The sequence below is a fragment of the Vibrio sp. M60_M70 genome (assembly GCF_037162085.1).
GTDB lineage: Bacteria > Pseudomonadota > Gammaproteobacteria > Enterobacterales > Vibrionaceae > Vibrio > Vibrio diabolicus.
Genome location: NZ_JARLUL010000001.1, coordinates 677,337 through 703,228, shown reverse-complemented (window position 1 = coordinate 703,228; position 25,892 = coordinate 677,337). Strand labels below are relative to the sequence as shown.

General features: G+C 45.3%; 25 protein-coding genes and 1 pseudogene. 1 reads left to right on the top strand and 25 read right to left on the bottom strand.

From position 1 onward, the window contains the following. Window positions 1-4: 4 nt before the first annotated feature. The 20 genes and pseudogenes from P4S59_RS03315 to trmJ form a co-directional block, all read right to left on the bottom strand. Window positions 5-229: a zinc ribbon domain-containing protein gene (locus P4S59_RS03315; protein ID WP_048626049.1), complete on the bottom strand. Its 225-nt coding sequence runs from the start codon at window positions 227-229 to the stop codon at window positions 5-7. 309 nt (window positions 230-538) lie between these two features. Beyond that, entirely contained in the window at window positions 539-1,414 is an 876-nt protein-coding gene (locus tag P4S59_RS03310; protein WP_337167972.1) for an alanyl-tRNA editing protein, read from the bottom strand. A gap of 59 nt (window positions 1,415-1,473) precedes the next feature. Further along, complete coding sequence (gene der, locus P4S59_RS03305) at window positions 1,474-2,970, bottom strand: ribosome biogenesis GTPase Der (RefSeq protein WP_005391527.1); 1,497 nt, start codon at window positions 2,968-2,970, stop codon at window positions 1,474-1,476. A 167-nt stretch (window positions 2,971-3,137) separates the two neighbouring features. After that, entirely contained in the window at window positions 3,138-4,298 is a 1,161-nt protein-coding gene (gene bamB, locus P4S59_RS03300) for an outer membrane protein assembly factor BamB (protein WP_337167971.1), read from the bottom strand. Window positions 4,299-4,310: 12 nt separating this feature from the next. Further along, window positions 4,311-4,925 (bottom strand): YfgM family protein, encoded by a 615-nt coding sequence (locus P4S59_RS03295; protein ID WP_005391529.1) that lies wholly within the window; start codon window positions 4,923-4,925, stop codon window positions 4,311-4,313. A gap of 126 nt (window positions 4,926-5,051) precedes the next feature. Then, complete coding sequence (hisS, locus tag P4S59_RS03290) at window positions 5,052-6,320, bottom strand: histidine--tRNA ligase (RefSeq protein WP_046874336.1); 1,269 nt, start codon at window positions 6,318-6,320, stop codon at window positions 5,052-5,054. Between the two features lie 26 nt (window positions 6,321-6,346). After that, on the bottom strand, window positions 6,347-7,465 hold the full coding sequence (gene ispG, locus P4S59_RS03285; protein WP_005391537.1) for a flavodoxin-dependent (E)-4-hydroxy-3-methylbut-2-enyl-diphosphate synthase: 1,119 nt from the start codon (window positions 7,463-7,465) through the stop codon (window positions 6,347-6,349). 6 nt (window positions 7,466-7,471) lie between these two features. Beyond that, window positions 7,472-8,422, bottom strand: a complete 951-nt coding sequence (rodZ, locus tag P4S59_RS03280) for a cytoskeleton protein RodZ (RefSeq protein WP_337167970.1) — start codon at window positions 8,420-8,422, stop codon at window positions 7,472-7,474. Between the two features lie 435 nt (window positions 8,423-8,857). Then, complete coding sequence (locus P4S59_RS03275) at window positions 8,858-9,985, bottom strand: bifunctional tRNA (adenosine(37)-C2)-methyltransferase TrmG/ribosomal RNA large subunit methyltransferase RlmN (protein ID WP_005391540.1); 1,128 nt, start codon at window positions 9,983-9,985, stop codon at window positions 8,858-8,860. A gap of 377 nt (window positions 9,986-10,362) precedes the next feature. Beyond that, the gene (gene ndk / locus P4S59_RS03270) at window positions 10,363-10,788 is read right to left on the bottom strand and encodes a nucleoside-diphosphate kinase (protein WP_005391542.1); all 426 of its coding nucleotides are present in this window, start codon (window positions 10,786-10,788) and stop codon (window positions 10,363-10,365) included. 95 nt (window positions 10,789-10,883) lie between these two features. Beyond that, a pseudogene (gene pepB, locus P4S59_RS03265) lies at window positions 10,884-12,181 on the bottom strand (aminopeptidase PepB). A gap of 161 nt (window positions 12,182-12,342) precedes the next feature. Beyond that, complete coding sequence (iscX, locus tag P4S59_RS03260; RefSeq protein WP_005391546.1) at window positions 12,343-12,537, bottom strand: Fe-S cluster assembly protein IscX; 195 nt, start codon at window positions 12,535-12,537, stop codon at window positions 12,343-12,345. A 44-nt stretch (window positions 12,538-12,581) separates the two neighbouring features. After that, the gene (gene fdx / locus P4S59_RS03255; protein ID WP_005391548.1) at window positions 12,582-12,920 is read right to left on the bottom strand and encodes an ISC system 2Fe-2S type ferredoxin; all 339 of its coding nucleotides are present in this window, start codon (window positions 12,918-12,920) and stop codon (window positions 12,582-12,584) included. Between the two features lie 13 nt (window positions 12,921-12,933). After that, entirely contained in the window at window positions 12,934-14,787 is a 1,854-nt protein-coding gene (hscA, locus tag P4S59_RS03250) for a Fe-S protein assembly chaperone HscA (protein WP_046874339.1), read from the bottom strand. 21 nt (window positions 14,788-14,808) lie between these two features. Beyond that, window positions 14,809-15,324 (bottom strand): co-chaperone HscB, encoded by a 516-nt coding sequence (gene hscB / locus P4S59_RS03245; protein ID WP_012842113.1) that lies wholly within the window; start codon window positions 15,322-15,324, stop codon window positions 14,809-14,811. 55 nt (window positions 15,325-15,379) lie between these two features. Continuing rightward, the gene (iscA, locus tag P4S59_RS03240) at window positions 15,380-15,703 is read right to left on the bottom strand and encodes an iron-sulfur cluster assembly protein IscA (protein WP_005391554.1); all 324 of its coding nucleotides are present in this window, start codon (window positions 15,701-15,703) and stop codon (window positions 15,380-15,382) included. Between the two features lie 70 nt (window positions 15,704-15,773). Further along, complete coding sequence (gene iscU, locus P4S59_RS03235; RefSeq protein ID WP_005381718.1) at window positions 15,774-16,157, bottom strand: Fe-S cluster assembly scaffold IscU; 384 nt, start codon at window positions 16,155-16,157, stop codon at window positions 15,774-15,776. Between the two features lie 38 nt (window positions 16,158-16,195). Then, a complete protein-coding gene (locus P4S59_RS03230; protein ID WP_005391556.1) occupies window positions 16,196-17,410 on the bottom strand; it encodes an IscS subfamily cysteine desulfurase in 1,215 nt (404 codons plus the stop codon). 28 nt (window positions 17,411-17,438) lie between these two features. Next, window positions 17,439-17,945 (bottom strand): Fe-S cluster assembly transcriptional regulator IscR, encoded by a 507-nt coding sequence (gene iscR / locus P4S59_RS03225; RefSeq protein ID WP_005381720.1) that lies wholly within the window; start codon window positions 17,943-17,945, stop codon window positions 17,439-17,441. Window positions 17,946-18,070: 125 nt separating this feature from the next. After that, window positions 18,071-18,790 carry a tRNA (cytosine(32)/uridine(32)-2'-O)-methyltransferase TrmJ gene (gene trmJ, locus P4S59_RS03220; RefSeq protein WP_006741887.1) on the bottom strand — a complete coding sequence of 240 codons (720 nt, stop codon included), beginning with the start codon at window positions 18,788-18,790 and terminating at the stop codon, window positions 18,071-18,073. A 231-nt stretch (window positions 18,791-19,021) separates the two neighbouring features. Between trmJ and suhB the strand changes: the two genes are divergently transcribed. Further along, window positions 19,022-19,825 carry an inositol-1-monophosphatase gene (suhB, locus tag P4S59_RS03215; protein WP_047010191.1) on the top strand — a complete coding sequence of 268 codons (804 nt, stop codon included), beginning with the start codon at window positions 19,022-19,024 and terminating at the stop codon, window positions 19,823-19,825. Between the two features lie 196 nt (window positions 19,826-20,021). Here suhB and secF read toward each other — a convergent pair whose 3' ends face one another. The 5 genes from secF to queA form a co-directional block, all read right to left on the bottom strand. Further along, window positions 20,022-20,969 carry a protein translocase subunit SecF gene (gene secF / locus P4S59_RS03210; protein WP_005391572.1) on the bottom strand — a complete coding sequence of 316 codons (948 nt, stop codon included), beginning with the start codon at window positions 20,967-20,969 and terminating at the stop codon, window positions 20,022-20,024. 14 nt (window positions 20,970-20,983) lie between these two features. Beyond that, window positions 20,984-22,840: a protein translocase subunit SecD gene (gene secD / locus P4S59_RS03205; RefSeq protein WP_006741889.1), complete on the bottom strand. Its 1,857-nt coding sequence runs from the start codon at window positions 22,838-22,840 to the stop codon at window positions 20,984-20,986. 21 nt (window positions 22,841-22,861) lie between these two features. Beyond that, complete coding sequence (gene yajC / locus P4S59_RS03200; RefSeq protein WP_005381725.1) at window positions 22,862-23,191, bottom strand: preprotein translocase subunit YajC; 330 nt, start codon at window positions 23,189-23,191, stop codon at window positions 22,862-22,864. A 166-nt stretch (window positions 23,192-23,357) separates the two neighbouring features. Continuing rightward, a complete protein-coding gene (tgt, locus tag P4S59_RS03195; RefSeq protein ID WP_005391577.1) occupies window positions 23,358-24,506 on the bottom strand; it encodes a tRNA guanosine(34) transglycosylase Tgt in 1,149 nt (382 codons plus the stop codon). Window positions 24,507-24,656: 150 nt separating this feature from the next. Beyond that, window positions 24,657-25,709 (bottom strand): tRNA preQ1(34) S-adenosylmethionine ribosyltransferase-isomerase QueA, encoded by a 1,053-nt coding sequence (queA, locus tag P4S59_RS03190; RefSeq protein WP_048626044.1) that lies wholly within the window; start codon window positions 25,707-25,709, stop codon window positions 24,657-24,659. Window positions 25,710-25,892: the final 183 nt, after the last annotated feature.

Genomic DNA, 25,892 nt, shown 5'->3' with positions numbered 1-25,892 from the left:
CTGGTTAACTGATTTTCTGGAACTCAAATCGGACACGTGATTTTGATTTGAGTTCATTACACACATTGCAAAAGTAACTCGCAGCACCGCATGCTTGCAGCTTCTCCAGCTCCACCTCACAGTCAGGGCAAAAACCTACTTTTTTAAAATCCGATTCACACTGTTCACAATGGTATTGTCCTGTCCATTCCAGTTCGACATTGCAAGTCGGGCAAATGTTCTGCTGCATATCCCGTTCCTCTCTCTAAACTAAGCAATTTCGAGTAACGCATGCTACTCAAAATAACGAACAAGTATGTTGATCTTCATCACCGCCCTAACAAGTTTCACGAGGCGATAACCATACTTGATACGTAAGATCTTATACTGATCGTCTGATATTTACTCCTTGATCAGCGATCACCCCTTAAAAGAATATTTATATAACCACACACCGAAAGCATAAGTTACATATTCTGCATTCCAATTTAAGACAGAATAAAAAACCTAATTTGAATTTAATTAAACGAAAAATTAGAATTTAATAAAAAGATCTTATTCAGAAAGCAGCATTTACATTGGTGTGCATTTCGATAGTTTGAGCGTCGAGCTCAACGAGTTTAACTTGGATAAAAGCAAACTCATTTAAATGGCTCGCATGCGTTCCACCACAAGGGATTACCGCTAATTGACCTTCCCCTAAATCGCACTTCCAATAGCGAGAATCCGTTAATCTGTCGCCGTGGCATTCCATGGTGATCATCGTATCTCTTTGAAGCCATTCAACCAGTTGGCCATTCACTTTTTCTGCAATCGCCTGGAGGTCATTCAGCATATCTGCACTGTTTAATCCTCTTTTACGGAGTGTTTTGCCTAAACGGTACGTATCGAGGCACTTGTCTGGAGTGACATAACTCGTAACTTGCGCATAGCTATTAAAGTCATAATAACCATGTGGGTCTTTGCGGTCTGCGTCTTTTCGCCAATAGTCTTCCGCTAGTACTTTATTCAACGCCAAATACGCTAAGTGTCCTGCAGTGTGGCCTCGGCTCAAAGCATTTTGATAGTCTTTATCTACCGCTAATGTCACCAAGTCATTAATTGCAAGTGATTCCGTACGTGATAAAACATGCACGACGACAAACACCCAACCTTCAGCATCACGCTTTACAGGAATGTCACTACCCACATACAGAGCACCACTTTCCTGCTCCACTGCTCCAACTTGGCAATCTACCACGTCATGCTCAGCCCAATTCACCTTCAACGTTCCTTTGTCTGCAGGGTGATCCGGCCATATGTGACTAACGGGATGGAACGGCGTGACATCTGTAATAACGTAAGTCACTTCTTCCGTAGATTGAACGAGCTGTATTTGTGCTTCTAATTGCCATATTTGATGACAAAAACGAGTCTTTGTTGCTGTGATAGTCATTTTTACGATTACTTTTGATAAAAAAATACCCAAGTAGAAACTTGGGTATTCGAATTTCATTATTTATTGCGGTTTTTCACCATCGACATCATACGCTTACGTTTACGCTCTTGTGATAGCGTAAGCTTATTCGTACGATTCTCGTATGGGTTATCACTGTTGTGGAAGTTAATGCGAATCGGTGTTCCCATAATTTCCAGAGACTTACGGAAGTAGTTCATCAGATAACGTTTATACGAATCTGGCAATTCACGAACCATGTTACCGTGGATAACAACGATCGGTGGGTTGTAACCACCTGCGTGTGCGTATTTGAGTTTGATACGACGACCACGAACCATTGGCGGCTGGTGATCATCCACTGCCATCTTCATGATACGCGTCAGTACTGACGTACCCACACGCGTTGTCGCCGAGTTATATGCTTCTTGGATAGATTCAAACAAGTGACCAACGCCAGTACCGTGCAGCGCAGAGATAAAGTGGATACGCGCGAAGTCGACGAATCCTAAACGGCGGTCCAGTTCTTTCTTCACGCTTTCTTTCACGTCACTGTCTAGGCCATCCCACTTGTTAACGGCGATGACAATTGAGCGGCCAGCATTCAGTGCAAAACCAAGCAAGCTTAGGTCTTGATCTGAAATATTTTCACGTGCATCAATCACCAGTAGAACGACGTTTGCATCTTCTACCGCTTTCAGCGTCTTAACAACAGAGAACTTTTCAACCGTTTCATTGATACGACCACGGCGACGAACACCTGCGGTATCAATTAGTACGTATTCGCGTCCATCACGCTCCATCGGGATGTAGATAGAATCACGCGTCGTACCAGGCATATCGTATACAACCACACGTTCTTCACCCAGAATACGGTTAGTCAGTGTCGATTTACCTACGTTAGGACGACCGATGATCGCCAACTTAATCGGCTGCTCTTGAAGGCGCTTGAATTCAGCTTCTGCGTCTTCTTCAGTGTAATCTTCAACAAGAGGCTCTTCGTCTTCGAATCCAGTCAGGTCTTCAATCTCACCTTCTTCAGATTCACTTGTTAATAGATCATCAAAGAATGGAGATAAAGCACGCTCAAGCAAAGCGGTCACACCACGGCCATGAGCGGCCGCAATCTGGTACATATCATCCACGCCGAGCTGCCAAAAATCAGCACACGCCGCATCGGCATCAATACCATCTATTTTGTTTACCACCAGCATCGCTGGCTTTTCAATTTTACGCAGATGCGCAGCAATTGCTGCATCTGAAGGAGTCAGACCAGCACGACCGTCAACAAGGAACAATACAACATCAGCCTCATCAATCGCGGCTAATGACTGTTCTGCCATCTTTGTTTCCACGCCTTCTTCTGTGCCATCAATACCGCCGGTATCAATCACAATGAATTCGTGCTCTTCACCAAGTCTCGCCTGGCCATACTTACGGTCTCGCGTTAGGCCTGGAAAGTCCGCAACCAACGCGTCACGAGTGCGAGTCAATCGGTTAAATAGTGTAGATTTACCTACGTTCGGACGCCCTACTAGAGCTACAACAGGTACCATAACAACCTCTACAATAATCTTTCTTCTGTAGTTATAGGTAACGACTTGCTCGATGCCAAATCAAACCAGCTTTTTACCTATAACCACGTCAGGGTTAATAAATTCAAACAACAAAACGGCTCCTAGCTGTCACCAGCCAGGAGCCGAATGTGAATTATATCACGATATTATTCGTTAATGGTTAGTTTCTTTACATCGCCGTTGCGAGTTGTAATCACATAACCATCCGACAATAACGTCGGGCCAACGGCCAAGCCGCTATCATCGATAAACTGCTGTGCAACAAATTCGCCCGTTGAGCGATCCATCCAGTGAAGGTAACCAAGCGTGTCACCGACAACGAGATAATTGCCGACAATAACTGGCGCTGTAAGTTGTCGGTGCTCAAGCAAGCTGTTTTCCCACAACTCAGTCCCACTTCGTGAATCAACGGCAACAACATGATCTTTTTCCGTTATCACAAAGATGCGGCTACCATCTGTAGAAATGTCTGTTGCAGATGAGTAATTACGCTTCCAAATCGGGTTCGCTGAACGCAAATCAATGGCGATAAGTTGACCATTGTATCCAATGGTGAAAAGAGTACCGCCTAGCACAATTGGCGATGAATCAACGTCAACCAAACGATCAATTTCTGTCGCGCCTTTTGGCGTACCAACAGGCTGTTGCCAAATCAGCTGACCACGCTCAACGATAGCAGCTGCGAGTCGGCCATTTGCCGTTCCCCAAAATACACCGCCGCCAATTGCAGTCGGAGTACTGTCGCCACGTAAAGTTAGGTTCGGCACTTCTGTACTCAATGCCCAGCGTTGCTCACCTGTACTCTCATTAAGGGCAATCAACATGCCTCGGCTAGTATTGATGATAATAAGGCCTGAATCTGCAACTGGCTTCGCCAGTACCTCACCACCAACTTTCACACGCCAAACAACTTCACCTGTTTCTTGGTCAAGAGAGATGACTTCACCATTCTCAGAGCCAATATAAAGGTTTCCGTATGCTGCTGTGATACCACCAGAGAGACGAGCAATGACATCTTCTTCTAGGTCCGTTTGCCAACGTTGTTTACCGTTTTCAGGATCCAGCGCTTTTACTAAGCCATCGCGACTTGCCACGAACAATGTATCATTCGCAAATACAGGGGATAGCTTTGAAAAGTAATGACCAACACCATCGCCAACTGATGTGCTCCACTCACTACTGGTTGTAAATTCACTGTCTACCTGAGGTAGTGACGCCATTACAATGGTATCTTTCTCACCAGCACAACCGGCAAGAATTCCCATTGTTAACACCCCTAACAAGGCTTTGTTAAAGACTCTTTTCATCCAATGCGGTCCTTATTTCGCCAGATCGTCCAATTTCATTTGTAGCGTCGGGCTTGCGTCTGCCGCTTGCTGAGCTTCAGTATACGCAGCGTATGCGGCATCTTTGTCACCTTGGCGAATCGCAATATCGCCACGAAGTTCAGCAATACGCCCTGTCCATGCTGCATCAGTGACGTTACTTAGCTCAGCCGTTGCAGCGTCAAAGTTACCCATTTCCGTTTCAATGCGTGCAATACGGTAACTAATCAATGGTAATAGCGCAGCATCTTGAGTGTTGCTTTGCGCCCACTTCAATTGCTCTAATGCAGCAGAAAGATCTTGAGCTTCAACTTGTGCTTTAGCAAGTTGTAGCGCAGCCAATACTGAATATTCTTTTACTTCATTTGACTCAATGAAAGCTTTCACGTCAGCTTGAGCATCAGTACCTTTATCTTGCAAAGCATTCATTGCTGTCGTGTAGCTTTGAGAAGCTGCTTCACTCGCCTGAATCACAGAATCCTGGTAGTAACGCCAGCCAAATAAACCACCTAAGCCAACAACCGCACCGATGATGACGGCTTTGCCGTTTTCCTTCCACCAGTCTTTAATGGCTTCAACTTGTTGTTCTTCAGTATCGTAAAGTTCCACTTCCTGTCCTCTTAAAACATGTAAATGGCAGCTTAGCTGCCATTGTTCCTATTTCGTTTAAAGGCTCCACATTTGGGAGCCTTAGCTTACGAACTAGGATATAATTTTGTTAGATTACTAAAAGACTTAAATCAGTGCTGCGATCTTTTCTGCAACTTCTGCTTGGTTGTAAGTCTCTTGCTCACCACCGGCCAAATCTTTCAGTACTACGGTATTATCCGCAACTTCGTTTTCACCCAGAACTAATGCTACAACAGCACCAACTTTGTCTGCGCGTTTAAACTGTTTCTTGAAGTTACCGCCACCGAAGTGATTCATCACACGAACGCCAGGGATAGACTCACGAAGCTGCTCTGCTAGCTTCATTCCTGCCATCATGGTGCCTTCGCCTGCTGTTACTACGTAAACATCCACACTGCGACGAACGTCTGTTAGTTCTAGTGTTTCTAGCATCAGAACAAGACGCTCTAGGCCCATTGCAAAGCCAACTGCTGGTGTTGGTTTACCACCTAATTGCTCTACAAGACCATCGTAACGTCCACCGCCACAAACGGTGCCTTGAGCACCTAGGCTTTCAGTGATCCATTCAAATACCGTGCGGTTGTAGTAATCCAGACCACGAACTAGACGTTCGTTAACTGTGTATTCGATACCTGCGGCGTCTAAAAGTTCACATAGACCTGCGAAGTGTGCTTTAGATTCTTCACCTAAGTAATCTGAAAGGCGAGGTGCATCACCTAAAATAGCTTGAACGTCAGGGTTCTTCGTATCCAGAACACGCAGTGGGTTCGTGTGCATGCGACGCTTACAATCTTCGTCTAGCACATCAATATGTTGCTCAAGGAACGCAACCAGTGCAGTACGGTAGTCTGCGCGGTCTTCTTGAGAACCGATAGAGTTCAGCTCAAGACGAACATGTTCATTGATACCTAGCTCACGCCATAGACGCGCCGTCATCATGATAAGCTCTGCATCAACATCTGGACCATTTAGACCAAACACCTCAACACCACACTGGTGGAATTGACGGTAACGACCTTTCTGCGGACGTTCATGGCGGAACATAGGCCCCATGTACCACAGACGCTGTTCGTCACGGTTGATCAGGCTGTTTTGAATACACGAACGTACACAACCCGCCGTACCTTCAGGGCGAAGTGTTAGGCTGTCTCCGTTACGATCATCAAAGGTGTACATTTCTTTTGAAACGACGTCTGTCTCTTCACCAACAGCGCGGCTGAATAGGTTTGTTTCTTCAACGATTGGCATGCGCACTTCGTTATAACCGTATGCGCTAATTACATTTTTCACTGTGTTTTCTAGTTTCTGCCACAGTGGAGACTGAGTTGGGAGGCAATCGTTCATGCCTCGAATTGCTTGAATTGTTTTTGCCACAATACTTACCGTAATTCTCGTTGAGATTAATCTTGTACTTTAACTTCGATGCGGTTTTCGCCATTCATCATGGCTGCTTTCGCACGGATCTTAGCTTCTAGCTGATTCACAAGGTCATCGTTATCAAAGCGTTCTTTCTGGCGTTTACCATCTTCGTAGAATGCGCTCTTCTTGTTACTACCTGCTAGACCTAAGTGAGAAACTTCTGCTTCACCAGGGCCGTTTACCACACAACCGATGATAGACACATCCATTGGCGTGATGATGTCTTCTAAACGCTGCTCAAGTGCGTTCACTGTGCCAATCACATCAAATTCTTGGCGCGAGCAACTTGGGCAAGCAATAAAGTTGATGCCTCGAGAGCGAATGCGCAGAGATTTAAGGATATCGAAACCGACTTTGATTTCTTCAACTGGATCGGCAGCCAAAGAGATACGCAGCGTATCGCCGATCCCTTCAGACAACAGCATGCCTAAGCCAACAGATGACTTAACAGCGCCAGCGCGAGCACCGCCCGCTTCTGTAATCCCCAAGTGAAGAGGCTGATCGATTTTCTTTGCTAGTAGACGGTATGAATCCACCGCAAGAAAAACGTCTGAAGCTTTCACGCTAACTTTAAATTGGTCAAAGTTAAGACGATCGAGATGATCTACGTGACGCATCGCCGATTCAACCAAAGCTTCTGGCGTTGGTTCACCGTATTTCATCTGTAAATCTTTTTCCAAAGATCCACCGTTGACACCAATACGGATTGGGATGTTTTTATCGCGAGCACAGTCAACAACAGCGCGAATGCGCTCTTCATTGCCGATGTTACCTGGGTTGATACGTAAACAGTCAACACCGTACTCCGCCACTTTCAGCGCGATACGATAGTCGAAATGAATATCAGCCACTAATGGTACAGAAACTTGCTGTTTAATCAGTTTGAAAGCTTCTGCTGCGTCCATGGTAGGTACAGAAACTCGAACGATATCTGCACCGACTTTTTCTAGTGCTCGGATTTGAGCGACTGTCGCTTCTACGTCAGTCGTGCGAGTGTTAGTCATTGACTGTACGGCAATTGGCGCACCATCACCAATTGGCACATCACCCACATAAATACGCGTCGATTTACGACGAATAATTGGAGATTCGTGTTGCATAATTTTTTATAACGGTAGAGTGAATCTAGCTACTTTGCCTGAAGTATACCCAGAAAGGTCGACAGGTTCACTTGCAAATGTCATTGTAACCCCTTCCGGTGCGCCTAATATCACTTTAAACGGCGCTTTTCCGGTAAGTTCTACATCTTGTCCTGGTTTATGAGTACCACTTACCAGCGTTTTACCATTGGTGTCTTTTACTTGAATCCAACAGTCCGCTTTAAACTTCATAGTAAGAAGTGTCATGCCTTCAGGTACGACTGGCGTAGGCTGTTCCTCTTCCGCAGTTTCAATCACGGCAACAGGTTCTTCAGAATCTACGCTTGTTGTATTTTCAGTTTCAGCAAGCAGAGGATCGCTACCTTGCTCGACTGGTACTTCACTCGTTTCAACAACATCATTACTTGTTGAAACAACGTCTTCAGGAGTACTTGCGATTAACTCCTCAGCCGTCATTAAATCGATATCAGCTAACTCTTGCGCTGTGGGCTTCGGCGCTTCAACACTTGAATCCGTAACTTCCTTCGTTAGGCTATTCTCTTGCTGGTTTTGCCACCACCAAGCTGCAGAAATACCAATAATGACCAACCCGATAACCCAAGTCAGGAGCATGATACGGCTATTGTGCTTCTCATCTTTTGTTTTGCGAGAGAAACTCTGCATTTCAATTTCTTGCTCTTGTGGCTGTACATCTGCTGTCTGCTCTAACGCAGTCAAAACCATCTTCTCATCAAGGCCCACGAACTTCGCGTAAGAACGCAAGTAACCACGCGTAAATGTCGCAACTTGTTGAGACTCAAATCGGTTATTTTCAATATCTTCAATAACAGAAACGCGAAGCCTCAGGCGATCAGCAACTTGCTTTTGACTCATCCCAAGAGATTCGCGTTTGTTTTTCAGTAATGTGCCAGCTTCAATAGAAAGTGGCACTTCATTCGTATTTTCGTGTTCTGTCATAATGGTGGTATTTAATCTGTTTTAGTGGCTAACGTGGTTATGTATTTTCGTTATTGTTCTTAAGCCTCTTTAAAAGATAGCTAGCCTAAACGCGTTAACCAAAATAATAATTTTAAGAAACTCTCAGCGATTTGAGTGTGAATACCCGTTTTGCCAAAATCAGCAAAGCGTATGTGAGAAAATGCTGAGAATTATTGGTGTCATCGTTAATGTCACATATCATGATAAGCGAATGTGTAACGAAGACAAAAACTCTTTACACTCAAACTAACAGATAGCTCAAGCTTTTGTCCAAACTTTGACAAAGGAATTCGAAATTATACCCAAATAACCTCGAGTTGGAGAGTTGTCGTCATAAATCTTGGCAGAAATGCTCTTATCGATAAACAAAATAGCCAGAGCAAATGGCTCTGGCTATTTTTGAATTCCGGTCGTTTATACCGCTTTTACTTCAATGGTATCAGCACCGCGCGACGCTTTTAACATTGCAGTACGTTTAGTTCGGTCAATCACATCACCGACTAACTGACCACACGCAGCATCAATGTCATCGCCACGAGTCTTACGAACCGTTACTGTATGCTCATATTGCATCAATGTTTTTTGGAAGCGATCAATACGTGAGTTACTTGGTTTCTTGTAAGGTGAACCTGGATACGGATTAAACGGAATCAAGTTAATCTTACATGGTGTGTCTTTCATCAGCTCAGCCAGTTCACGAGCATGGTCCATGTCATCATTCACATGATCAAGAAGTACGTACTCAACCGTTACCTTACCGCGGTTTGCATTCGATGAAGCGATGTAACGACGAACTGATGCTAGGAAATCTTGAATATCCCAACGATCGTTAATTGGCATGATTTCACTACGCAACTTATCGTTTGGCGCATGAAGGGAAATTGCCAACGCGACATCGATTTTTCCTGTCATCTGATCAAGGCCAGAAACCACACCTGATGTAGATACAGTCACACGACGTTTTGACAAACCAAAGCCAAGGTCGTCCAGCATTAGCTCTAATGCCGGGATCAAGTTCTTCATGTTTAGAAGCGGTTCACCCATCCCCATCATCACGACGTTCGTAATTGGGCGGCGACCTGTTTCTTTCTCAAGACCAATTTCACGTGCAGCGCGCCACACCTGACCGATGATCTCTGAAACTTTCAAGTTACGGTTAAAACCTTGCTGTGCAGTTGAGCAGAACTTACATTCCAACGCACAACCTACTTGAGAAGACACACAAAGCGTTGCACGGTCATCTTCTGGAATGTAAACCGTTTCCACATCCTGATCACCAACGTTCATCGCCCACTTGATTGTACCATCAGAAGAGTGCTGAGCTTCTGCGACTGTTGGTGCCTTGATTTCGCACTTGTGTAAAAGCTTTTCGCGCAGCTTCTTGTTAATGTTTGTCATTTTTTCGAAGTCATCTACACCGAAATGGTAGATCCACTTCATAACCTGATCGGCACGAAACGCTTTCTCGCCGAGTTCTTCTGCGAAAAACTGACGCATGCCTTTGCGATCAAAGTCGAGTAGATTGATTTTTTCAGTGGTCATGTTGCCTCTCAATGACTGAAACAAGAATAAGGGCGCGAATTGTACAGCCTTTATGCAGCCACAACAAGGGGTGTAAAACCCTGAGTTTGCTAAGGCATTAAAATCAAAATGATTAAATTTCAAGCACCCCTTACGCTATAAGTGGCTATTACACTATCAAAAGTAAAAGCGTAGAAATCGTAAAGGGAAAAGACTAAAAATAACTCACGTTACTGGGCTTTAAAGCCCATTATATAGTCAGACTAGTTAGCATGTAAGAGATCACTTATGCAGTCAACATTGCCACTCAACTTAGGTATATGAAATGAAAAAGCCTCGGAAAGTTCCGAGGCTTTTCTGTATCAGAGCATCACTAACAAGTGAAGTATCACGCCTAATTAGCGAGAGAAAACCTCTGACTCAGGGAAGAAAAACTCAATTTCACGCGCTGCAGATTCAGGGCTATCGGAACCATGAACTGAATTGTGACGCATGCTAAGTGCGTAATCAGCACGCAAAGTGCCGCATGCCGCTTCCTCTGGGTTAGTTTTACCCATCAGCTCACGGTAACGTGCAATCGCATTTTCACCTTCCAGTACCTGAACCATAATAGGACCAGATGTCATGAACTCTTTTAGTGGAGGGAAAAACTCTTTGCCTTCATGCTCTGCATAAAAACCGCTTGCCTGATCTTCAGTCAGGTGAACCATTTTAGCAGCGACAATACGTAGGCCAGCCTTTTCAATACGGTTATAGATTTCACCAATTAGGTTTCGCTCTACCGCATCCGGCTTAATGATTGAAAATGTTCTTTCTAGAGCCATAAAGTTTCCTTTCTGTACTTGTAATAATAGTTGTGTTTTTAAAGTGACTTACTGGGTAAGAGCAGCACTCAAGCAAGAGAGTGCCGCAATCAATCTTATTTAACAGCTTGCTCATTGAGGAAACGAGCAAGCGTACGAACGCCCATACCCGTAGCTCCCGCAGCCCATTTATCAGACGCGGCTTTACGGTATGTACCCGCACAGTCGAAGTGCAACCAGCCTTTTTTGTAGTCTTCTACGAAGTAAGACAAGAATGCTGCTGCTGTGCTTGCACCCGGAGAGTAATCGCCAGAACTGATATTCGATAGGTCAGCAAAGTTTGACGGCAGCATTCCACGGTGGAAGTCAGCAAGTGGTAGCGGCCATAAACCTTCTTTTTCTTGGTTTGCCGCAGTGAGCGCTTGATGCGATAACTCGTCATCGAAACTCATTAGTGCGTGATAATCATTACCCAACGCATTCTTCGCCGCACCTGTTAGTGTTGCACAATCAATGATTAACTCAGGTTTTTGCTCACTGGCGTAGATAAGACCATCAGCAAGCACTAAACGACCTTCTGCATCGGTGTTCATGATTTCAACGGTTTTACCGTTTTTGTAGGTGATGATGTCGCCAAGCTTGAGTGCGCGACCAGAAACCATGTTCTCTGCACAACAAAGGATCAGTTTTACACGCTTGTTCAAACCACGAAGAATCGCCAGTGCAAGACCACCGGTGATGGTGCCTGAGCCACCCATGTCTGCTTTCATTGCGCTCATGAAGTTAGAAGGCTTCAAGCTGTAACCACCCGAATCAAAGGTGATACCTTTACCGACAAGACACGCGAATATTGGTGCGTTCTCGTCACCTGTCGGGTTGTAGTCTAGCTGGAGCATCGCAGAAGTACGCTCCGAACCACGGCCTACGGCGTAAATGCCTTCCCAACCTTCTGCCAACAAGTCTTTGTCTTTGACGATACGAGCTGTCACTGTGCCTTTAGGCGCAACAGATTTGATGAATTCAGCGGCCATTGTCGCTAGCTGACGAGGGGCAACTTCTTCTGCGGTTTTATTGATGATATCGCGGGTAAAATCAGTCGCAGTAATACGCGCTTGAAGCTCTGCTTGATCTTCTTCAGACAATGCAGACCACTCAACTGAGCCATGTTTTTTGGGGTTACGGTAACCTTGGTGGAAAGCCCAAACGCTCTCTAAATCCCAGTTATCACCGGAAAGAAAAATAGAACGAATTCCTTGGCCATCTAGCTGACGAGCTGCACGTTGAATTGCACCAAGATCGTGACCTTCACCTAAATGAATGGTTGCGCCGTTTTCAGCGAATGAAAGCAGTGCTTTTTCCCCCAATGTGGTGCTGCCGACTCTTGACTTAAAAATACAGACATCTGTGTAGACATGGTTTCTCCTTGTCTTATAGCAGCGTTGCCTACGCTGCTTCTTTTTAATAACTCATGGATGTTAGCATTATGTAGGGCCAAAATGTCAATTGGATAAAAAAACGGACCTAAAGGTCCGCTTTTTTTAGTAAGAATTGTTAACTAGGCTGTGTTTTACAGACTTAGTCTGCTTCATCCATCCAGCACATGATAACGGCTTCCAGAATCTTTTCGTTACAATGGTTTGGGTCATCTTCAAACTCATCTAACTCCATGATCCATTGATGAAGATCGGTAAAACGCACCGTTTGCGGATCAACATCTGGAAACTTGTCACAAAGCTCAATCGCGATATCGCGAGAATCTGTCCATTTCATTGCTCATCTTCCTTTTGCTTCTTCCCTATATTGGGAAGATAGTTTTAGTGATCTTCTGAAGCGTGGTTTAGCGTGTACTTAGGAATTTCTACCACTAAGTCTTCATCAGCAATTTTCGCCTGACACCCTAGACGTGATTCAGGCTCTAGACCCCACGCTTTATCCAGCATGTCGTCTTCCAGCTCTTCACTTTCTTCTAGCGAATCAAAACCTTCACGGATGATCACGTGGCAAGTGGTACACGCACATGATTTTTCACACGCATGTTCAATACCGATACCATTTTTTAGCGCTACGTCCAGAACGGTTTCACCAGTGTTTGCTTCCAACACTGCGCCTTCTGGGCACAAATCGTCGTGTGGTAATACAATAATCTTAGGCATAACTACTTATCTCTTATATATCGTCTACTGATTGACCTGACAGCGCAGCTCGAATCGATTTATCCATACGGCGCGATGCGAAATCTTGGCTCGCTTTATCGGTATCTTTAATGCCTTGCTCAATCGCATCTGCATCATCACCATTACGCAGCTCAATCAAGGCTTCGATGGCTTTTATCAGGTCTTGTTTCTCTTGTTCTGATAGTAGTTCGTCACCATCAGCTTGCATGGCTGCAATCAAGCCTTCTATCACACGGTCGGCCTCAACACGCTGTTCAGCTAGCGCACGAGCTTGCATGTCTTCTTTAGCGTGAGTCATTGAATCACGCAGCATATCCGCCACTTCATTATCGCTTAACCCGTAAGAAGGTTTTACTTGAATCTCTGACTGAACACCGGTGCTCTTTTCCATTGCCGTAACAGAAAGAAGGCCGTCAGCGTCAACTTGGTAAGTCACACGAATATGTGCCGCACCCGCCGCCATCGGTGGAATGCCTTTCAATGAGAAACGAGCCAGTGAACGACAATCATCAACCATTTCACGCTCACCTTGTACCACATGAACACTCATGGCCGTTTGGCCATCTTTGAATGTGGTAAATTCTTGCGCACGCGCAACAGGAATCGTGGTATTGCGAGGGATGATCTTCTCAACCAGACCACCCATGGTTTCAATACCAAGCGACAGTGGGATCACGTCAAGAAGTAACATTTCTGAATCAGGCTTGTTACCCGCTAGAATGTCGGCTTGGATACCCGCGCCGATTGCGACAACTTCATCAGGATTAATGCTTGTTAGCGGTGTGCGGCCAAAAAACTCGCCTACCATTTCACGAACCAGCAATGTGCGTGTTGAACCACCAACCATGACAACTTCGAGTACTTCGTCTGCGTTAACATCAGCATCTTTTAATGCACGACGACAAGACATTAGTGTTTTCTTCACTAATGGGCGAATCAGATCTTCGAACTGCTCACGAGTAACGGTGCCCTTCCAACCAAACACGTCAACGTCAACGCTGTCTTGCTCAGAGAAAGCAATCTTAGTCGCAGTAGCAATGTTCAGTAGCGTACGGTTTTTTTCAGCAGAAAGTGGGGCTTCGAGACCCGCTTGCTCCATTAGGTAATCCGCTAACAGATGGTCAAAGTCATCACCGCCTAACGCAGAGTCACCACCTGTTGCTAATACTTCAAATACGCCTTTCGACAAACGTAGGATAGAGATATCAAATGTACCGCCACCTAGGTCATAAACTGCAATCACCCCTTCTTGGCCTGAGTCTAGGCCATAAGCAATTGCCGCGGCAGTTGGTTCGTTCAGAAGACGCAGCACATGAAGGCCAGCTAATTTCGCGGCATCTTTCGTACCTGCACGCTGAGCATCATCAAAGTAAGCAGGAACAGTGATCACAACACCCGCTAACTCACCACCTAACGTTTCTTCTGCTCGCTTACCTAGCGCTTTTAGAATGTCCGCAGATACTTCAATCGGGTTTTTGTCACCTTGAGGCGTTTGCAGGATCGGAAGACCATTTTCACTCTCTCGAAAACGATAAGGAAGTGAAGAGTAACGGGACTGGATGTCCTTTAATGAACGACCGATCAAACGTTTTACAGAGATAATAGTGTTCTCTGGTTCAAGCTCTGCTTTGGCTTTGGCTTCGTGGCCAACCGTTAACGTTTCCTCAGTGTAATTAACGACTGAAGGTAAAATAGTACGGCCCTGCTCGTCCGCAAGTGGAGTTGCATCGCCGCTACGTACAGAAGCAACCAAAGAGTTGGTAGTACCTAAGTCGATACCCGCTGCTAACTTATGCTCATGAGGTGCCGAGCTTTGGCCCGGTTCTGCGATTTGAAGTAGTGCCATGATAGGTCCTTGTCACGCTAACTAGCCGAGGAGTTTGTCTTCGACTAGTTCAATTTCGTTCTTTAGTTTGGCAATGAATTTTAGCTTACGAACTCGGTCTGCGGCTTCAGCCCAAAGACCATCATCAAGCTCTTGCTCGACGCTTGCCAGATGCTGTTTGTACATTTTGCTGACCTTAGAATCGAAGTCAAAAAGCGCCGATTCAGGATCGGTGCTGTCAGCAATTTCTTCCAGTTCTTCGCGCAGCTCCATTTGCTCCATTAAGAACATTGGATCTTGCATTGTCTGCTGTTCACCTCGGATCTCAACTCCCTGCTCTGCGAGTATGTACTCGGCACGGGAGATAGGATTTTTCAGAACTTGATAGGCATCGTTGATTTGCGCTGCCTTTTGCACCGCCATCAAACGGTCACGTTCAGATCCCGTTGCAAAGTTATCCGGGTGGAAGCGTTTTTGTAGTTCTCGGAACTGAGAAGAAAGAAGGCTACCATCCAGCTTAAACTGACTTGGTAGCCCAAATAATTCAAAGTGATTCATTAAGTTCGGGTCCTAGTAAAGCCTTCCGGACTCGCTTGCCCAGAAGGACAATCAATTAGACGTTGAAGCTTTCACCACAACCACATTCACTTTTCGCGTTAGGGTTGTTGAATTCAAAACCTTCATTCAACCCTTCTTTCACGTAATCCAATTCGGTACCGTCTAGGTACACTAAGCTTTTTTTGTCGATGATGATTTTCACTCCAGAGAGTTCAAAAACTTCATCTTCTTCGTTAAGCTCATCAACAAACTCAAGTACATATGCCATGCCTGAACAACCAGTCGTCTTCACTCCAAGACGTAAACCGATACCTTTGCCTCGGTTATCTAGGAATGCTCTTACGCGACTTGCCGCTGATTCTGTCATTGTGATGGCCATACTGCACCTTAGTCTGTCTAAATTTCGATTGGAATGGGAGCGTCAAAGCTCCCATTATATTACGGAATAATTATTCTTGGTGTTTTTTCTTGTAGTCTGCAACCGCTGCTTTGATTGCATCTTCAGCAAGAATTGAACAGTGAACTTTCACTGGTGGAAGCTCTAGCTCTTCAGCAATTTCAGAGTTTTTAATTGCTGCTGCTTCATCAACTGACTTGCCTTTTACCCACTCAGTTACTAGTGAGCTTGATGCGATTGCACTACCACAACCGTATGTTTTGAACTTCGCATCTTCGATGATACCTTCAGGTGTCACTTTGATTTGAAGCTTCATTACGTCACCACAAGCTGGAGCGCCAACCATGCCGCTACCTACTGATGGGTCTTCTTTATCGAATGAACCAACGTTACGTGGGTTCTCGTAGTGATCAATTACTTTTTCGCTGTATGCCATGATAAATTACCTCGAATCCTCTATTTCAATCCCTGAGATTAATGGTGAGCCCATTCAACAGTGCTCAAATCAATCCCTTCTTTGTACATATCCCATAGAGGAGACATGTCGCGTAGCTTAGTCACTGCAACGCGGATTTGTTCAATTGCGTAATCAATTTCTTCTTCAGTCGTGAAACGACCAAACGAGAAACGAACCGAGCTGTGAGCCAATTCATCATCCATGCCTAGGGCACGAAGAACGTAAGAAGGCTCAAGACTTGCAGACGTACAAGCACTACCAGAAGATACCGCTAGATCTTTAAGCGACATTAGTAGTGATTCACCTTCTACGAATGCGAAGCTGATGTTTAGGTTGTGTGGTACACGTTGCTCAAGGTCACCGTTTACCGTCACTGCTTCTAAGTCTTTCACGCCATCAAAAAGACGGTTACGAAGCGCTAAAGCGTGATCGTAATCTTTTTGCATGTCTTCTTTTGCAATGCGGAATGCTTCACCCATACCAACGATTTGGTGGGTAGGAAGTGTACCAGAGCGGAAACCACGCTCATGGCCGCCACCGTGCATTTGCGCTTCAAGACGAATACGAGGCTTACGACGAACGTAAAGTGCACCGATGCCTTTAGGGCCATAAACTTTGTGAGCAGAAAGCGAAATTAGGTCAACTTTCATCTCTTGAACGTCGATTGGTAATTTACCTGCAGATTGCGCTGCATCCACGTGGAAAACAATTTTACGCTCACGACACAATTCGCCGATCGCAGTAATGTCTTGAACCACACCAATCTCGTTGTTTACGTGCATAATAGACACAAGCACTGTGTCATCACGCATTGCCGCTTTAAGCTTCTCTAGATCGATCAAGCCATTTGATTCTGGCTCAAGGTAAGTCACTTCAAAGCCTTCACGCTCAAGTTGACGACATGGGTCAAGAACGGCTTTGTGCTCTGTTTTACAAGTGATTACGTGCTTACCTTTCTTCGAGTAAAAGTGCGCTGCACCTTTAATCGCAAGGTTGTCTGATTCTGTCGCACCAGATGTAAATACGATTTCGCGAGGATCTGCATTTAGAAGGTCAGCAATTTGCTCACGAGCAGTATCGACCGCTTCTTCTGCCTGCCAGCCGTAACGGTGCGAACGCGACGCTGGGTTGCCAAATGTGCCATCCATTGTCATGTACTGAACCATTTTTTCAGCAACACGTGGATCAACTGGACATGTAGCGGAATAATCAAGATAAATCGGCAGTTTCATTCTCTACTCCAATGTAAAAAGCTGACCGCTAAGAGCGGACGTTTACACCGATGGGCGCGGCGGTTGTATTTTTGTTTGATAGCCCATGGGTTACCGCCAGATCAATGTCCTGACGATCAGAAATTTCGAGGACTTCATTGTCTGTCATCAACTCACCAAGAGTGATGTTATTCAAGAAGTCACTAATGCGAGAGCTTAAGTCGCGCCATAGCGTGTGAGTAAGGCAACGTGTTCCACCTTGGCAATCTCCTTTGCCCTGGCATTTGGTTGCATCGACTGACTCATCAACGGCTGCAATCACGGTACCAATAGCGATACTGTGTGCGTCGGCACCAAGTCGGTAACCACCACCAGGACCACGAACGCTGGCAACGAGACCTGCTTTACGCAATTTTGAAAATAGCTGCTCTAAGTAAGAGAGCGAGATCCCCTGACGCTCTGAGATGTCAGCAAGAGGTACAGGGTTTTGTTGCGAATGCAGTGCCACATCCAGCATGGCTGTCACCGCATATCTTCCTTTAGATGTAAGTTTCATACCACACCGTATCCACATGGTTTGTAATGGTTAAGATTTTTCCATACCTGAGTAATTTGGTCAAGTATTTATTTGACCATTTTACTCAGGTATTCATCCTTACACCTAGAGTGGTTATTCTTTATTCAGAACTTCTTTTCTATCGAGGTTAAAATGCCGCGTAGAATATTGAGCTCCTGGGTTTCTGGCCGAGCACGAGAGAACAAGCGACGCAATTTATTCATCACCTGTCCTGGTTGCTCTTTATTGATAAACTGGGTCTCAACCATCACCTTTTCAAGATGCTCGAAGAACATTTCGAGCTCTCTATGACGTGGGTACTCTTCCGGCTCATTTGGGGCAAACTGGCTTTGCTCTAAGTTCAAATGCGCAACTCGTACTTCGTAACTCAGTGTTTGTACGGCCATCGCTAGGTTAAGCGAGCTATATTCAGGGTTAGCAGGAATGCAAACATGGTAGTGACACCTTTGCAGCTCTTCGTTTGTTAGACCAGTTCTTTCACGACCAAACACGAGCGCGACAGGATGTTTTCTACCCTCAACCGCAAATTTCTCACCACATTCACGTGGCTCAAGCATTGGCCATTCTAATGTACGAGAGCGAGCACTGGAGCCCACCACGAGGCTGCAATCTTCAACCGCTTCCTCTAATGTGCCGACAATCTTTGCATTTTGAGCAATATCACCAGCCCCCGCAGCCAAAGCAAGAGTTTGTTCATCCACTTCACATTGTGGATCGACTAATACTAGTTGGCTTAAACCCATCACTTTCATAGCTCGAGCTGCTGAGCCAATATTGCCTGAATGAGAGGTACCTACGAGTACAATTTTTACTTGATCCAACATCTGTGTTTGCTACCTAAATTAAAACCGCAGAATGTTACCATAGTTTTTTAACACACCCTAGGGCGAAGCAGGCCTCTCTTCTCATTCTTGGTCATTGTTCTCGTTCGCCTCAAGCTAAATACAATAAAACCACTGACTTTAGAACAAAAAATAACCACTTCCCTTTTTACTGATCTCTGGTATACTCGCCGCCGCTTTCATTTGTTCTTTAACATCCGTTGGGAAATTCGTATGCATCCAATGCTAAACATTGCTATTCGCGCTGCGCGAAAGGCAGGCAATCATATTGCTAAATCATTAGAAAACACTGATAAAGTAGAATCTACTCTTAAAGGCACTAATGACTTTGTCACTAATGTAGATAAAGAAGCAGAATACATCATCATCGATACTATCAAGCAGTCTTACCCTGAGCACTGTATCGTTGCTGAAGAACAAGGTCTTATCGAAGGTAAAGATAAAGACGTACAATGGATCATCGACCCACTGGATGGCACCACTAACTTTGTAAAAGGTTACCCAACTTTCGCGGTTTCTATCGCAGTTCGTATCAAAGGCAAAACTGAAGTTGCTTGTGTTTACGATCCAATGCAAAACGAGCTATTCACTGCACAACGTGGTGCAGGCGCTCAACTAAACAGTGCGCGTATCCGTGTTGCTCAACTAAAAGACCTTCAAGGTACTGTTCTAGCTACTGGTTTCCCATTCAAACAGAAACAACACGCTGAGTCTTACATCAAGATCGTTGGTGCGCTATTCACTGAATGTGCTGATTTCCGTCGTAGCGGCTCTGCTGCTCTTGACCTATGTTACGTGGCTGCTGGCCGTGTTGATGGTTACTTCGAGCTAGGTCTAAAACCTTGGGATATGGCAGCAGGTGAGCTTATTGCTCGTGAAGCTGGCGCTATCCTAACTGACTTTGCTGGCGGCACTGAGTACATGAAGTCTGGTAACATTGTTGCTTCAAGCGCTCGTGGCGTAAAATCTATCCTTAAGCACATCCGCGAAAACGGTAACAGCGCGATCCTTAAGTAAGATTTGAAAGTCATATTTAGCCCGTCACGCTGATGACTTTAAAAAGCCCCGCTCAATGAGCGGGGCTTTTTTGTATCTACTTAGCTGCAATGTAAGGCTCTTCATACCGTGAGGTTCTGCAAGCACAAAACTCGATTCAGATACAAAAAAAACCGCTGATTGCTCAGCGGTTTTTGTTTTCGACTCTCAACCTGCCTTATGGCATTTCGTCGAACTCTGCGCCTTCTTTTTCTACTTGAGGTGGCATCAAGTGCTCTTTCTGGATGCCCAGTTTTAGCGCTAGTGCTGATGCTACGTAGATAGAAGAGTAAGTACCTACAGTGATACCAAGTAGAAGTGCGGTTGCGAAGCCGTGAATCATCGCACCACCCTGCATGAACAGTGCAATTACCACGAACAATGTTGTACCCGAGGTAATCAACGTACGGCTCAACGTTTGGGTGATTGAAGCGTCCATGATATCGGCTGGCTCACCTTTACGCATCTTACGGAAGTTTTCACGGATACGGTCAAACACAACGATGGTATCGTTGAGCGAGTAACCGACTACCGTTAATAATGCCGCGACGATGGTTAGGTCAACTTCTATTTGTAGGAATGAGAAAACACCTAACGTGATAATGATATCGTGAGCCAATGCCATAACCGCACCAGCCGCTAGACGCCATTCAAATCGCATCGAGACATAAAGCAAGATACAGATCAGCGACACGAGGATCGCTAGACCGCCAGCTTCTGTTAGCTCATCACCAACGTTAGGACCTACGAATTCAATACGACGCATTTCTACGCTTTCGCCAGTACCATCTTTGATAGCACCAATGATTTGGTTGCCCAGCGTTTCACCAGAAACGTCGTCACGTGGACGAAGACGAACCATTACTTCACGAGCACTACCGAAGTTTTGTACTGTCGCATCACCAAAACCTTTCGCATCTAAAGCGGTTCGGATTTTTTCAAGGTTCGCAGGTTTTTCAAAGCCAACTTCAATTAGCGTACCGCCAGTGAAGTCTAGGCCCCAATTTAGCCACTTAGTTGACAAAGTGAAGATAGAAGCAGCAATCATAAAGATTGAAAAAACGAATGCTACTTTCGACCAACGCATAAAGCCGATCGTCTTCTCTGCTTTTAGAATTTGAAACATATTAATTCCCAGCCTTAGATCGACAATTTATCAACGCGTTTGCCACCGTAAATAAGGTTCACGATACAACGTGTACCAATAATGGCGGTGAACATTGAAGTTAAGATACCGATAGATAGAGTAACCGCGAAACCTTTCACTGCACCAGTACCGACTGCAAATAGAATAATTGCAGTAATCAGTGTCGTGATGTTCGCATCGGCAATCGTACTGAATGCATTCGCGTAACCTTGGTGAATAGCTTGTTGTGGACTACGCCCATCGCGAAGCTCTTCACGGATACGCTCGAAGATCAGTACGTTCGCATCAACCGCCATACCGACCGTTAACACGATACCGGCAATCCCCGGAAGCGTCATGGTAGCGCCTGGAATCATCGACATCACACCAATGATCAACACTAAGTTAGCCATTAGAGCGATGTTGGCAATCAAGCCAAAGCCACGGTAGTAAAGCAGCGTAAACAGCATTACGGCAACCATACCCCAGATACACGCTTGGATACCCATATCGATGTTTTGCTGGCCCATTGATGGACCAATAGTACGCTCTTCAACGATAGAGATAGGTGCGATCAGTGCACCAGCACGTAATAGAAGTGCAAGGTTGTGCGCTTCAGCTGCGGAGTCTATACCCGTGATACGGAAGTTACGTCCAAGAGCCGATTGAATCGTCGCTTGGTTGATGACTTCTTCATGCTTATCTAGGATGACTTTGCCTTCTGGCGTACGACGACCACTGTCTTTGTACTCAGCAAACACGGTAGCCATTAGCTTACCGATGTTCTTCTTAGAGAACGCTGACATCTTGTTACCACCTTCGCTGTCTAGCGAGATGTTAACTTGTGGACGACCGTATTCATCGACACTTGAGCTTGCATCCGTAATGCTTTGACCACCAAGAATAACACGCTTCTTAAGCACAACCGGACGACCGTCTCGGTCCATTTTGATTTCACTGCCTGCTGGCGCACGACCATTTGCCGCCGCTGATAGGTCAGCTTTATCGTCAACTTCACGGAATTCTAGCGTTGCAGTCGCACCTAGAATCTCTTTTGCACGAGCAGTATCTTGAACACCAGGAAGCTCAACAACAATTCGACTTGCACCTTGACGTTGAACGAGAGGCTCTGCAACACCTAGCTCGTTTACACGGTTACGTAAAATCGTAATGTTTTGCTCAACAGCGTAGTTACGGATCTCTTGTAAACGTTGCTCGGTAAAGGTCGCAGTAAGAGCGTAACGGCCATTTGAATCAGATTCGACAAAGAGCATGTCCGGGTGATTCTTTTCTAGCATTGCTTTCGCTTCTGCTAATTGCTCTTCGTTACGTAGCAGAACCTCTACCGCTTCTTTGCCAGAAGGGCGGATAGCACGATAACGAATTTTTGCCTCACGAAGTTCGCTACGGAAAGCTTCTTCTTGCTGACCAACGAGCTTTTCCATCGCAGCGTCCATGTCTACTTCCATTAAGAAGTGGACACCACCACGAAGGTCAAGACCCAGCTTTAATGGTGACGCGCCAATCGCTTCTAGCCAATCGGGTGTAGAAGGAGCAAGGTTAAGTGCAACAATTGTGTCTTTGCCAAGCGCTTCGCTGATGACATCACGAGCACTGATTTGCGTGTCAGTGTCGTTAAAACGAACAAGAATTGATCCATTCTCGAGAGCAATGGATTTATGAGAGAGTTGCTCTTTATCAAGAGCAGTAGTGACAGCATCCAGCGTTGACATATCTACAGAGGCGCCACGCGCCCCTGTAACTTGAATAGCCGGATCTTCACCGTAGATATTTGGAAGTGCGTATAACGCAGCGGTGATGATGGCAAAAAATACCATCAAGTACTTCCATAATGGATAACGGTTTAGCACAGCGAGGATCCTTTAGCTGTTTTATAGAGACTTAAGCGTACCTTTTGGCAACACTGCAGTGATGAAGTCTTTCTTGATTACCACTTCATTGTTCGCGTTAAGCTCGATTGAAATGTAGTCATTGTCTTCAGCAATCTTAGTGATTTTACCCACTAGGCCACCGCTAGTTAGAACTTCGTCGCCTTTGCCCATAGAAGCCATTAGGTTCTTGTGCTCTTTTACACGTTTCGCTTGTGGGCGGTAAATCATGAAGTAAAAGATCACTGCGAACATGCCAAGCATGATTAGCATTTCAAAACCACCGCCTGCTGGCGCGCCTTCTGCTGCTGCGTGAGCCTGAGAAATAAACATTAAAACATCCTCATTATATTTTATTGATAATCCAACAAGTTGGGCTTTCGCATTTTAGATTCAAGTCTGAGAGTAACTAATAGCGATCACTCTCTCAAAAATAACGTGCGTTAGCCTACTTTATTAGCAAAAGCCTCTGGCGACATGCCAAAGGCTTTAATTCTTTTTAGTCCGTCAATGACTGTTCTTTTGCTAGTGGTGGCACTTCACGGCCACGACGCTCATAGAACTCGGTAACAAACTCATCAAAACGATCTTCATCAATCGCTTTACGAATACTTTCCATCAGACGCTGGTAGTAGCGTAGGTTGTGGATCGTATTCAGACGAGCACCCAGAATTTCATTACAACGCTCTAAGTGATGAAGGTACGATTTACTGTAGTTTTGACAAGTGTAACAGTCACAGTGTGGATCCAACGGGGTTGTATCCGTTTTATGTTTCGCATTACGGATCTTGATCACACCACCAGTCACAAACAGGTGACCATTACGCGCGTTACGCGTTGGCATTACACAGTCAAACATATCGATACCGCGGCGAACACCTTCAACCAAGTCTTCTGGTTTACCCACGCCCATTAGGTAGCGAGGCTTGTCTTCTGGAAGCTGCGGACAAGTGTGCTCAAGAATACGGTGCATGTCTTCTTTAGGCTCGCCTACTGCCAAGCCACCAACCGCGTAACCGTCAAAACCGATTTCAGTTAGACCCTTTACCGACACATCACGTAGATCTTCGTAAACACCACCTTGAACAATACCAAACAGGTTGTTCGGGTTTTCTAGCTTCTCGAAGTGATCACGTGAGCGCTGTGCCCAACGTAGTGACATTTCCATCGATTTCTTCGCTTCATCGTGTGTCGCTGGGTATGGCGTACACTCGTCAAAAATCATGACGATGTCAGAACCTAGGTCTTTTTGAATTTCCATCGACTTTTCTGCGTCCATGAAAATCTTGTCACCATTAACTGGGTTACGGAAGTGCACACCCTCTTCGGTAATAGTACGCATCTTGCCAAGGCTGAATACTTGGAAGCCGCCTGAATCAGTAAGAATAGGACCGTGCCAGTTCATAAAATCATGCAAGTCGCCGTGCATTTTCATGACTTCTTGACCTGGACGCAGCCAAAGGTGGAAGGTGTTACCTAGTAGGATTTCTGCGCCCGTACCTTTCACTTCTTCTGGCGTCATGCCTTTAACCGTACCGTAAGTACCAACTGGCATAAACGCTGGGGTTTGAACAGTGCCACGTTCGAAAGTCAGTTGACCACGACGCGCATTGCCGTTTTTCTTCTTAAGATCGAATTTTAATTTCACGATGCCTCCGGGTGTCAGAGAAACAGTCTGACTGAGTGTTTAGGGCTCTACCCTACTTTAAGGAGCGGTCGCTTTTCCTTGCGAGAGATAAAGCAGAGGTTCTGCTCTATTTCCTAGCTTACTGCTAGCACTCGTAAATCTTATTTTTTACTAAATCGTTTTCTTCTTGATGAACATTGAATCACCATATGAGAAAAAGCGATATTTGTTTTCTACCGCATGCTTGTAAGCATTCATGGTGTTCTCATAACCTGCAAATGCACTCACCAACATGATCAGTGTGGATTCTGGCAAGTGGAAATTGGTAATCAAGCAATCCACAAGCTGATATTCGTAGCCAGGGAAAATAAAGATTTCTGTATCACCAAAGAATGGGACCAACTCAGTCCCTTTTTTCAATGCGTCTTGCGCTGCGCTTTCAAGTGAGCGTACCGATGTAGTACCAACAGCAATAATTCGTCCACCACGCGCTTTCGTCGCTTTAATTGCTTCGACGACTTCTTGCGGTACTTCTACGTACTCAGCGTGCATATGGTGATCGTTGATGTTTTCTACTTTTACTGGCTGGAATGTACCAGCACCAACGTGCAAAGTGACGTAAGCAAACTCTGCGCCTTTCGCTTTAATTTTCTCTAGTAGAACATCATCAAAATGAAGACCCGCTGTCGGCGCCGCTACTGCGCCTGGCTTCTGGTTATATACGGTTTGGTAACGCTCTTTATCTGCATCTTCATCTGGGCGGTCAATGTAAGGAGGAAGCGGCATGTGGCCGATTTCTTCCAAAATGTCTAATACCGTCTTATCAGCGTTAAATTTCAGTTCAAATAGAGCGTCATGACGCGCCACCATTTCTGCTGAGTATTCATCATTCTCGCCAACAATGATGGTTGTACCTGGTTTTGGAGATTTAGAGCAGCGAACGTGCGCGAGGATGCTTTTCTCGTCAAGCATGCGCTCCACCAGCACCTCTAGCTTACCACCCGACTCTTTACGACCAAAAAGACGAGCAGGTATAACACGAGTATTATTAAACACCACGAGATCACCGGGTTGAACTTGGCCCAATACATCAGTAAATGTGCCATCAATTAGCTCTCCGGTATTGCCGTCCATTTGTAATAGTCGGCTAGCGGTACGCTCTGGCTGAGGGTAACGAGCGATAAGTTCATCTGGAAGGTCGAAATGGAAATCTGATACTTGCATGTTACTTGTCTTATATATTGGTCAAATCACGTCTAGGACGACGATAAAATTGCGACGAGTTTTTCGCAGCAGACTAGTATATGTTTACATGCTGCAATAGCAAGCAAATCCCCAGAATATCACTGTAAAAGCCATGATGAAGAGTGTAATAAAACGTGAAAAACCGCGATCACTTGGCATTAT